We start from the raw sequence: 10,587 nt of genomic DNA on the forward strand, positions 1-10,587 counted from the left end.
TGTTAGCTTGCGATTGCCCTAAGGCGCTTCTTTCAAATCGCGAGTGCAATAATGAGCACTGAAGCATTGGCTGTTGTTAAAAACAACGAGGTAATATTTGAAGAGTAAACGATAGGAATACTTAGTAGGTAGGTTAAATTATTTTCTTAATATTTTATATTAACCTTAGTAAAAAACATCAATTAAATATTTCAAACAAAATTATATATAAAAAAATAATAACAATAGAACATATTCACTTAGTTTATTAAATATTAACTCAAACTTCCTCTTGAATAATTATTTATTAATGTTAAAAATAAAATCGATGAATTTATTCTATTTTATCTATCCATATAAAAATTTATATTAGAGGTTTTATGACAGATATTAATGAAACGAAAAAAAAGAGTTTTTGGTTCTTTGATGGATCTGATTTCTTCGAGTTTTTAAGAAGAACGATATCTTTAATTTCCCCCTCTATGGTTGTTGTCTTTATGCTATCTCTTGGCGCTTTATTTAGTAAAGACAAATTCGGAAGTGATTCATATCAATATAAAATCCTTATAGGCGGTGTAGTCGTCTTTATTACGCTAATTATTTTAGCTATTTTTCACGATTTACATAAAAATTACAGCAAGGTGAATGTTAATTACCTATGCAAAGTAATTATTGGAATTGCAACTATGTATTTATGCGGTGCAATCATTTATGTTGGTGTTATTAATGCAGCAAGTATGTATTCTTTAATAAAGAGTTAGTATCTATAAGTTCATTATGATTAATTTTTGTGTAGGTAATAATGGAGCTAAGTAATTATATTATTTTACTTTTTGCTCCATATTATTCTGATAAATTAAATAATTATTTTTTCATAATACCCTTTTTAACCACATTCAGCATTGCAGAGCCACCTTGAGCACCAGCTTGTTGTATACCTTTTGAACCACTTGAAATGGCTGAAGACACCGCAAATCCAAGATTTACTCCACTCCAACTTACAGCACCAAACCAAAAAAGCGGTAATACGACATACATAGCGCCGAGCACTAAATTCATGATCCAACTATCAGAACCGGTACTTGCTAACCAAATATTAAAATCACCGCGATACCCTTTGTAACTCGCATACAGTAATTCAATCAATTTATCGTCTAACCAACTGGCTAATGCCCACCAAAACGGCACAAATAGCCATGCAAACATCACAAAAGTAAGTGTAATAATTATTTTGGGCTCATAGACACCTAGCAACAGAATCAATGGAATGATGATAATCAAAGCCATTAGTAAAATCGCATGGATCATCGGTAAACCTTGGCGTAATGCGTCAAAAGCAGGTAGCTGTGTCGTTTGAGCTAAGAATGTCCCTAAACTACTGATAGCCTGCTTTATTCCTGTATCAATACTTGTGCTTTGCCCTTGCTGGTTCCCCATCATATAAGTGTTACCACTACTGGCTAAATGGATACTTTGAGGGCTCACCAACCAACGTAATAATCCCTCCTCCCAGTTATCAGGTGACTTGGCTTTCATCATATTAATGGTGCGTGGTTCAAAGTGAGTCAATAAACGCTTTTTTAAGCCTTCAGTCGTAGCATTCCACCATGCTTTGCACGTTGGATAACCACCACGACTGACATTGGCATATCCACTATCTCGATTTTCATTATAGGACCATGCTTGTTGGGGAAATGTTGCAGTGTAGTAATCGTAATAGCCGATTGTATTCAAAAAATAATCAGAGCCAATCCAATTAGCACCCTTCATTATTTGAGGTGATAATCCAGAATGAAGATTTTTTAACTTATAATACGCTTTGGCATAGCATTGAGTCGCAAACTCTTGTACTTCTTGGCGAAGAATAGGATCTATTAATTGAGTGTTCTGTACTTCAAAACGTAGCAAGCGAAAATCATTACTACAAGGAATAGTCGCGATAGTTGCATGCGTCACGCCTTTAGATAGCGAATGAACTAAGTACCACCACAAAGGCACTTTTGCCGTTTGGCCATTTAATTCTGCTATTAACGCGCCATACCCTGAATCTGCGGGTTTCGGCACATTAATACTACATTGTGTTGAGCGAGTACGGTCAAAATGTAATGTAGAAACATTGATTTCCCACAGAGGAACTGCGCAAAATATCATCACAACAAACGCAACATAGAGCGTATTTTCCATACGTGATAATACTAAAATCCCTTTATTACCTTCATCCTCTCCCTCTTCTCGTGCTTTTAACCAAATCCCTGCAATTTTAATCGCTAATGGAAGGGCAAAAAGACCTGTTGTGGTGATGAGCATCCACAATGAATTATTAATCAGCCATGCCATAAAAAGTAATACAAGCTCAAGATAACTCTCTGTCGTCATCTTAATGATCTACCTTCTGATTTAACTGATGGATTGCCTTATCACTTTGTATGGTGGGCTGATGGACACCATTTTCAGCATCACGGCTCTCTTGTCGGCTCAACACCATTAACAACGTGTTATTGCTGATAGCTTTACGAATTTCCATTTCATTTTTTAATGCCAGAATTTCTCTATCGAGGAAAGCAAGGCGACGATCTGTTTCTTCTAATGCTATTTTATGCTCAGCTACATGAGGTTCTGATTGCCCTGCAATCAGCATTCTTCGCATACCGAATGCCGTTGCAATGGTATCTGACATCGCCAATTCACCAGCCAAACGTTGTACTAATGCCACATTATCAGGATCCTCTTTTAGCGCTTGAATAACGCCTCTTGATACCGCTAAATCGCCTGTTTTTAATTGTGCTAAATTTGTCGAATTTGGTTTTAAATGCCCATTCACAAACTTAATTAATAGAGCCATATTCTCTTGTGTGATTTCTTCAAGCATTGGTGAGAACCCAACACCTACCGTTGATGTACCTGATTTATTTTCTTCGCCTCCGCTACGACATTCTTTTGTTTCAGAACAAGTGCGGATCGCCCTATCTCCCAATACACTCACAACGGCTTTGGCAGCTTCGTCACTGGTTTTATAACGTCGGCAAAGAGAGCCTTTGCAAGCAGACTCATTAACTGGATGATGGCTTGTGATGGGTTGTTTATTCAAAATATTAAAACCAGCTTTTGCTAAATCATAAGTAGGCTTAATCGCAGGTTGACCGATACCGCCTCGTTTTTTACCACCAATCCATCTAATCCCTTCTTTTCCTGTTGAGGTTTTCAATTGATTATCGGCACTGACTGCATCTGATGTGGTTGCGACAACTCGTTTAAACTCTTCACCAATAGCAGACTGCGTCCATTGATTTGAATAGGCATAATCCGCCATTTTCTGCGACATTTTTTGGCAATTGAGTTGAGCTTTATCAAATGAGACACTGGCTTGTAATACACCATTAGTTAGCAACTCATAAAGACCAGGATTAGCACGCTGAATAATCATGGCTGGTAAGCTAGCAACGGCACCTGTGGCGCTATTAATGACATTACTCATCATATCTTTAAAGCCACGCGTGGCACCGTTTAACTGATTCTTAACTGTGGTGTTGATATCAAAATTACCGCACATTAAATCACTATTCCAACCCAGACCAATACTGAGTTTTTGCATATTACTGTGACTCGGCGGTTGTGAAATCACCGTTCCACCGCCTATGGTATAAAATAAGTAATCACTGATTGCCCCCTTCATGCCTTTACTTGAGTCAGTGCTAACAACATGGCTATCAACTTCAAAAGTAGCGATAGCAGGAAAACTCAAGGCAAAATATCCCACCACAACACAGCTATAAAGCCAGCTTTTATCTTTCATACACATTCCTTGTTATTGAAAATTAAAGCTATACAGAAAAATTTGGCCTCGTCGTTTACAACACTTATAAGGTTGCCAAAGTGCCCATGCATAACCGCCGTCACTAGCAATAGGTTGAGCATTATCAGGAAAAGTAGAACAAGAAGAGGAAACTGAAGGTGAAAGTCTTTGCCATTTATGATTGCGAGTGCCTGTATTTTCAGTAACAGACTCTGGCGCCCAATATCCATGATAAGAATGGCTTATTAACGGTTGATAAACATGAAGCTGTCCTGTTCGTGACACAATATCAACAGCTCTTTGAGCCATAACCGCTGAGGCTTTGTAATCATTTATTTGTGTCACAAAACCACTGCGAGGATAAATATTGCCCCACATATTGCCTTTAGCTGTGGAGCCTATTTCACGTATATTTGGGATCAGCGCTTCGGGATAAAGAGATTCAGGCAAGCCAGAACGCCACATCAATCCATCGAGTGTACTGAGAAAATAAGGCATAAAAGCTTTAATTGGGCTAGAGCAAGCATAATTTATTTGCCCCATAAATTGCCCAAATATAGGAGACGCTAATGCAGGATGCCCAATCACATCCACGTTTTTAAAATATAGGTTATTTTTATTTCTCGCTCGTTTTTGTTTATTGGCTCCGCCACCTTCAGCAAAGCCCGATATTCCTGCTCCTAAAGGTGATATTTCAGTCCATGGATTGCTCCCTGTTTGGTCGTAACTAGAAACAACTGCATTAGGAATATAGTGACTCACTTTTATCGATGTTTTTACTGAGCATCCAAATGGTGTGCAGAAGAGCCAGTAACAGATCCCCACAATTTTGTATTCCAAACAATGTGGTGATAATGCACTTGCAATAATTTGAGCTGAGTTAATCGCATTTGCTGATATAGGTTGAAAAGAGAGACAAAGCGCAAAAACACTACATCGCTTTAATTGCCTCATTATTGATGTTCCAAAAATTCAGTGAAATACTTTTCAGCCAGAACAACATCTGTTGTGCCATAAACCACATAGCGATCATCAAAAACAACCGCAGGATATTTCGCGAGTTTTAATGCATAAGCCTGAAGAACACCTTGATAAGCTTGCGTGATTTGTTGCTGTTTTTGTTGCCAATCTGCTGACTGAATAATACTTCTCACTTGCTGCTCTGCTTGCTTAGGATCACGCGATAAATCATTAAATAATTGTTTTTGAATAATATTAGGTGCATCCAAATAGATGATTTGACTATCTTTTGTATTAAGTAAAGGCGTGTTGCTATCAGTGTAGATTATTGTTGATGCAACTGATTGAGTTGAAAGCACTAATGATAGAATTAATAATTTTGGTGGTTTCATAAAGCACCCTGTAAAAAGAAAAGGTATAGGGTGCTTTGAATTGGCAGGAAATGCAGTGAAGAAGTGTTAATTGGGGAATAATAGATTTACTTATACTGAAGAAAGTGAACCTAACAATATTATATGCTTTATAAATTATAAACAGAGTTTCTTCCCTAACTTCTTAAAATAAAATTATTAAAGTCTTTTACTTTTCTAACCATATGAAAATAACACCATAAAGTATAAGAAGAATAATATATATATTGAATGCTAACTAAAGTTAATCCTCCCAAAAAAAACCAGTCCAATAAAGATTTTGGAAACTGCTTTTCACTAACCACAAAAAATGTAGCTCCACATCCAAAAATAATACCTAACATAAGGACAATGATAGGAATTATAATCATCTTAGTTTTTGTTTTGACATTGAAATCATTATAACTATAAAAGTCTTTTAATAAAAACATGGAATTACAAAATTTAATATTTTTCAATTTATTAGAGATAAAATACTTTAAGATATAATCATTTAACAAATAGTTTGTTGACATTTTATAATCTAATAACATCAATTCTTGCTTATACTTATCTAAAGGTTCATGCTCATCAGCGCACTCTTTTAGATATGTTATAGCCTCGGATTTTTCTTTGTTGGATAACGAAAAAAATGTATCAAAAAATAATACTTTTTTAAAAAATGGTAATAATGGTATAAGAATTTTAAACCCGCTTAATATAGAAGAAATATCCATAAAAACTCCTTTTTTAAATTTTGGTTTATTAAAAAATACTTACTAGAATTAGTAATTATAGCCAAATAAAAAAGTTTTTATAAATATAGATTGAAGAAAGATTCCTGACTCTCTAGAATAAAGTCAACCGGTAGGGTTAATGGAACGGCTTCCATTCCTGCGACGCCTTAAGTGGTATAGCCGAAAATTAAAGTTTATGAAAAAGAACCCTAGTGGTTCTTTTTCTGTATGTGCTGTAAATTATGTTTTCCTCTTTGTCATTACGCTTTGCTTTCATACATACAATCCCCTCTTAACTAGTTAGTAACGTTTCCAAACTATTCCATTGATATTAAAAAAACAAGTAAATTATTGAGCATAAGAACAGATCTTGAAGTTTATATTGAGATAACCAAACTTTAAGCTAGTATTGTTTAATCATTTAATTTTTAGATAGTTTATCACCAAGTTTTGGTATTTGTGATAAGACTTACTTTTAGTCAAGGATAAGGAACAAACATGACTTTTTGGGAAAAGATAAAAAAACGATTTCCAGCAAAAAAGAATGATATTTCAGATGATGAACAACAAGGTGATTACAATACTCTAACCCCTAAAATAATTACTGATGATACTGTCAAACCCTATTTTGAAGCCTTAGATTTCGCCTTTTCTAAAAAAGATGTAAAAAATATTGCAATAACAGGGCCTTATGGTGCTGGAAAAAGTACTGTTATTTTGTCCTATCTGAAATTTAGAGATAAACAAAATTTTATTAATGTATCTTTAGCTGATTTTTCCATCTCTGGTAAAAATGATCCTGAACCTCCTGAAAATACAGAAATAGAGCTAAGTATACTTCAACAAATTCTATATAAAGAAAATAAAGATAACCTACCCGATTCACGTCTTGACCGGATTCAAAATAGAAACAAAAAACATATTTTTTCTTTATTTTTTAATACGACATCTATAATTATTCCTTTGATAATATTATCAATATCTTTATTCCCCAAAAAAACATTAGCTTGGTTTAATATTAATGAGGTTATTATTAATAGCATTATAAATGCTTACCCTGAACGACTAGTTATTAGCCTCCTAATAGGATTAGTTTTTATTTTTTGTGTTGTACGGAGTGCATCTAAAGCCGGCATATTCGACAAAAAAATTAAACTTAGCAAAATAGCTTTTTTACAAGGTAGCGTTGATCTCACCTCTAATGAACAACCATCCCTGCTAAATAATTGCTTAGACGAAATCGTCTATTTTTTCTCTCGTTCAAAGTATAAGATTGTTATTTTTGAAGACCTCGATAGATTGGGAAATACTGAAGTATTTATAAAATTAAGAGAAATAAATCAGATTATTAATAATAATATTTCAACTAATCCAGTCAGATTTATTTATGCTTGTCGTGATGATATTTTTCTCGGTGCGGATATTAAAACTAAGTTCTTTGACTTTATTTTACCTATTATTCCTATAATGGATTCTAGTAATGCTTATACATTACTAAAAAATAAATTAAATGACTTCCCTGAAAATAAACAGTTAGTTTTAAAGCGAATGTCTGCGTATATTAATGATATGAGATCGCTTCAAAATATTGTTAATGAATTCAATTTATTTAAAAATGTTGTCAATAATACTAAAGATCAAGAGAAGATCTTTGCTTTAATATTTTATAAAAATATTTATGCACAAGATTATAATCTTGTAGATAAAAGACATGGTGTACTCTACTCCCTTATTCAAGATTACCGTCTTTATAAACTACATAAAGACCATTTTGGTTTACTTGATAGAAAATTAGAAGAGCTTAACGAACACTTAATAGCCATAAAAAATGAATCTGCAACTTCCGATATGGAAATACGCAAACAAATTATTAGTAAATTTATCTCGCCTGAACTTTGGTCATTAATTCATTTTGCTAAAAGAAATAAACATTATAGTCAAGATTATGATGAGTATTCAGCAGAAAAGTTCTATAAAGAAGAGCAAGATTTTATTGATTTTTTTAATTGTAACGAACCATTATTTATAGGATACGAGTATCACAGTGGATATGGTAGAGATAATAATTTTGTTAAAATTGAAACATCCTCAGTGATTGATGACTATTACCTGAGAATTGAAGTCATTAAAAATGACAAATTAGAAGAATATAGAAAGACAGTAGAAGAAATCAAAGTAACTAAAGAAAAAATTAAAACTAGAAATTCAATTACTTTAGCTAAATTATTAGAATTAATTGGTTTTGAACAATTCGAAATTATTGCTGAAAGTTATATTGAAAAATGCAATATTCCTGAAATTATTGACCCTGAACAATTAAAAGCGCTCAAAAGTGGATTCAACTTTGGTGGTTTTGAAGCTCTCTACCACCTGCTCACTAATGGTTATATCATGCAAGATTACATGATGTTTCGCTCCATTTTCCATCAGGGCTCTATATCTATTAACGATAATGATTATATCCAAGAGGTAGGTCGTTATATTAACTTTAAGGAAATTAATGAAAATTATTTCTTAGATAACTCAGAAGATGTTCTAGTAGAATTAATTGAACATAATTATTTTTATCGTTCTGGAGCGCTTCATTACCAAATTATAACTTTATTATTAGAGAGCAAAGATTATAAAAAAAGAGCACTCTTATCTTCGATGATAGATATTATTTTTACATATTCATCAAAAGATATTTTAGAAATATATTCTATATTAGAAGATAAGTTTACAGATTATAAAAACTTTATAAATTTCATTATTTTCTCTCTAAAAGAAAATAGTTATTTAGACAAAATGATTACCGTAATTGAAGATCATGAGCAAAACCATACATCTATTTCAATAGCAACTAAAATGATTGCTTTGGTATCACCTGATATTTCAGAAAATGAAGAAAAATATCACAAATTTATTATAAATCAAGGATTTAATTTGATATCAAATGTGGAAGAAGAACACCTTCAATTGTTTCTTGATAATATAAAAAAACTTAAGGTGATTTATAATGATATTTCTATACCTATAACACCTAATGAAACTATAGCATTAGAATTTATTGCTAAAAATAATTTATATAATCTTGATAAATCCAGTTACCGAATCATTGTTGCTGGATTACTACAAGATAAAAATATCTCTTGTGAGCAGGTTGATGAGCATCCTTGGTCATTGATAAATGATGAAGAATTAACTGATGTTAAATCTTATGTAAATGATAATATTAATACTTTCGTATCAGAAATTTTTATACATTCTAAAGAAAATAGTGAATCAATTGTTTCTATTCTTACTCATCCAGATCTTGATAATAGTCTTAAAGTTAAAATACTTGAGGAAATGCAATTTACTATAGATAATTTACGTAAATTCCCAAAAAAAATAGACACTGAAAATAGTGATAATATTTATTCTTATCATGACCTTTTCTTTCATCATAATCATGTTACACCTAGCTGGAAAGTGTTATTAGATTATATCTATGAAGATTGCAATTTAGATGTATTAACTCAATATATTGAAGAACATGCACAAATTCTAAGCTATGATGAAATAGATCTGATTGAAGGGGACAATTATGACCTTTTATATATGAAAGTTATTTGTAATGATAACATTAGTGACAATGCATACAACTTAGTATTAAAACCTGTTTATATAAATACTCATTCCTGGGATGAACAACTAAGCTTAGCTAATTTCCTACGGTTAATAGTGAATAACAAAGTACCGTTAAATAATGAATCTTATAAAAATGCAATACAATGCTTTTCTCCAAATGAGAGTAAAGAGAATATAGAATCTTTTATATTATGGCTTTCTAAATTTAAAGAAGTATTATTTTCAGACGAAAATTATTATTTATTTTATGAACAAGATAATGAACTCCTCGAAAGTATGTTGATTGCTATTAATGATTCCAATCTATTTTCAAACTCAGAAAAAGCATCATTATTATATAAATATCGTGAAGAATGTCATGAATCATTCATTGACGAATTAGATATCACTAATGAAATATTAATATCATTAATTAAATTATCAAATAATGATAATTTTTCTATTAACCTAATAGTACGATTAATAAATAACAATTATAAGGATAGAGAAGAAATCGCTAACCTTGTGGATAAGCTTCAAGAAAAAGAATTTAATAAAATATTTAATCAAAAAACTGCAACTTTGAATTTTAACAATAACCAAGATGCAGAGTTACTATTTTCCACCTTAGAAAAAGAAAAACTAATCAAGAAATGGATATCAAGGAATGAAGGGAAATATTATATTGAGTGTATTTATGAAGAAAAATAAATAATTTTTAATTAAAAAATATAAAAGGGTGAGTCAATATGATTCACCCTTTAATTATCATTTAAGTTTTATAACTTAAATGCTTTATCTAACCAACTGGTTATTTTTCCTAGATTTTCAAACAAAATAGTTTGTCTAGAAATTTGAACCCTCGTTGGCTGATATAATGTTGCATGAGATGCTATTAAATCAACATAAAGCTGTTGAAGTTCCTTCATGAATTCTATTTGCATTTCTTTGCACATATGTATCTCCTTATTTTATTGTTCTTGCCCAAACGCTAACAGTATTTTTAATATGATTGATTATCTATTAAATTCATAATTATAAAAATGAAAATTTACTGAGGGCTTTTTATGAAGTGATTAAATACTATATCTATGCAATAAATTTGCATAAAAATAGTATTTCTTTATAACTTTCAAAA

The 10,587-nt window shown here is 31.8% G+C and carries 8 protein-coding genes; 2 read left to right on the forward strand and 6 right to left on the reverse strand.

Annotated elements, in window-relative coordinates:
* Positions 1–359: 359 nt before the first annotated feature.
* Positions 360–740: a hypothetical protein gene (locus LW139_RS17975; RefSeq protein WP_166541012.1), complete on the forward strand. Its 381-nt coding sequence runs from the start codon at positions 360–362 to the stop codon at positions 738–740.
* A gap of 103 nt (positions 741–843) precedes the next feature.
* Here LW139_RS17975 and LW139_RS17980 read toward each other — a convergent pair whose 3' ends face one another.
* From LW139_RS17980 to LW139_RS18000, 5 genes are all read right to left on the reverse strand, one after another.
* Positions 844–2,355 carry a conjugal transfer protein TraG N-terminal domain-containing protein gene (locus tag LW139_RS17980; protein ID WP_247850327.1) on the reverse strand — a complete coding sequence of 504 codons (1,512 nt, stop codon included), beginning with the start codon at positions 2,353–2,355 and terminating at the stop codon, positions 844–846.
* Between the two features lies 1 nt (position 2,356).
* Positions 2,357–3,778: an integrating conjugative element protein gene (locus tag LW139_RS17985; protein ID WP_166541014.1), complete on the reverse strand. Its 1,422-nt coding sequence runs from the start codon at positions 3,776–3,778 to the stop codon at positions 2,357–2,359.
* Between the two features lie 6 nt (positions 3,779–3,784).
* A complete protein-coding gene (locus LW139_RS17990; protein WP_166541015.1) occupies positions 3,785–4,726 on the reverse strand; it encodes a TIGR03756 family integrating conjugative element protein in 942 nt (313 codons plus the stop codon).
* The gene (locus tag LW139_RS17995; RefSeq protein ID WP_166541016.1) at positions 4,726–5,124 is read right to left on the reverse strand and encodes a TIGR03757 family integrating conjugative element protein; all 399 of its coding nucleotides are present in this window, start codon (positions 5,122–5,124) and stop codon (positions 4,726–4,728) included. Before LW139_RS17995 ends, LW139_RS17990 begins: the two co-directional genes overlap by 1 nt.
* Before the next feature lie 155 nt (positions 5,125–5,279).
* Positions 5,280–5,858, reverse strand: a complete 579-nt coding sequence (locus LW139_RS18000; RefSeq protein ID WP_166541017.1) for a hypothetical protein — start codon at positions 5,856–5,858, stop codon at positions 5,280–5,282.
* 498 nt (positions 5,859–6,356) lie between these two features.
* Between LW139_RS18000 and LW139_RS18005 the strand changes: the two genes are divergently transcribed.
* Positions 6,357–10,160 (forward strand): DNA-binding protein, encoded by a 3,804-nt coding sequence (locus LW139_RS18005; protein ID WP_247850328.1) that lies wholly within the window; start codon positions 6,357–6,359, stop codon positions 10,158–10,160.
* Between the two features lie 68 nt (positions 10,161–10,228).
* Here the strand turns inward: LW139_RS18005 and LW139_RS18010 are convergent, their stop codons facing one another.
* Positions 10,229–10,405, reverse strand: coding sequence for a hypothetical protein (locus LW139_RS18010; protein ID WP_166541019.1), 177 nt, complete (start codon positions 10,403–10,405; stop codon positions 10,229–10,231).
* Positions 10,406–10,587: the final 182 nt, after the last annotated feature.

Source organism: Proteus vulgaris, assembly GCF_023100685.1.
In the GTDB taxonomy this organism is placed as follows: Bacteria; Pseudomonadota; Gammaproteobacteria; order Enterobacterales; family Enterobacteriaceae; genus Proteus.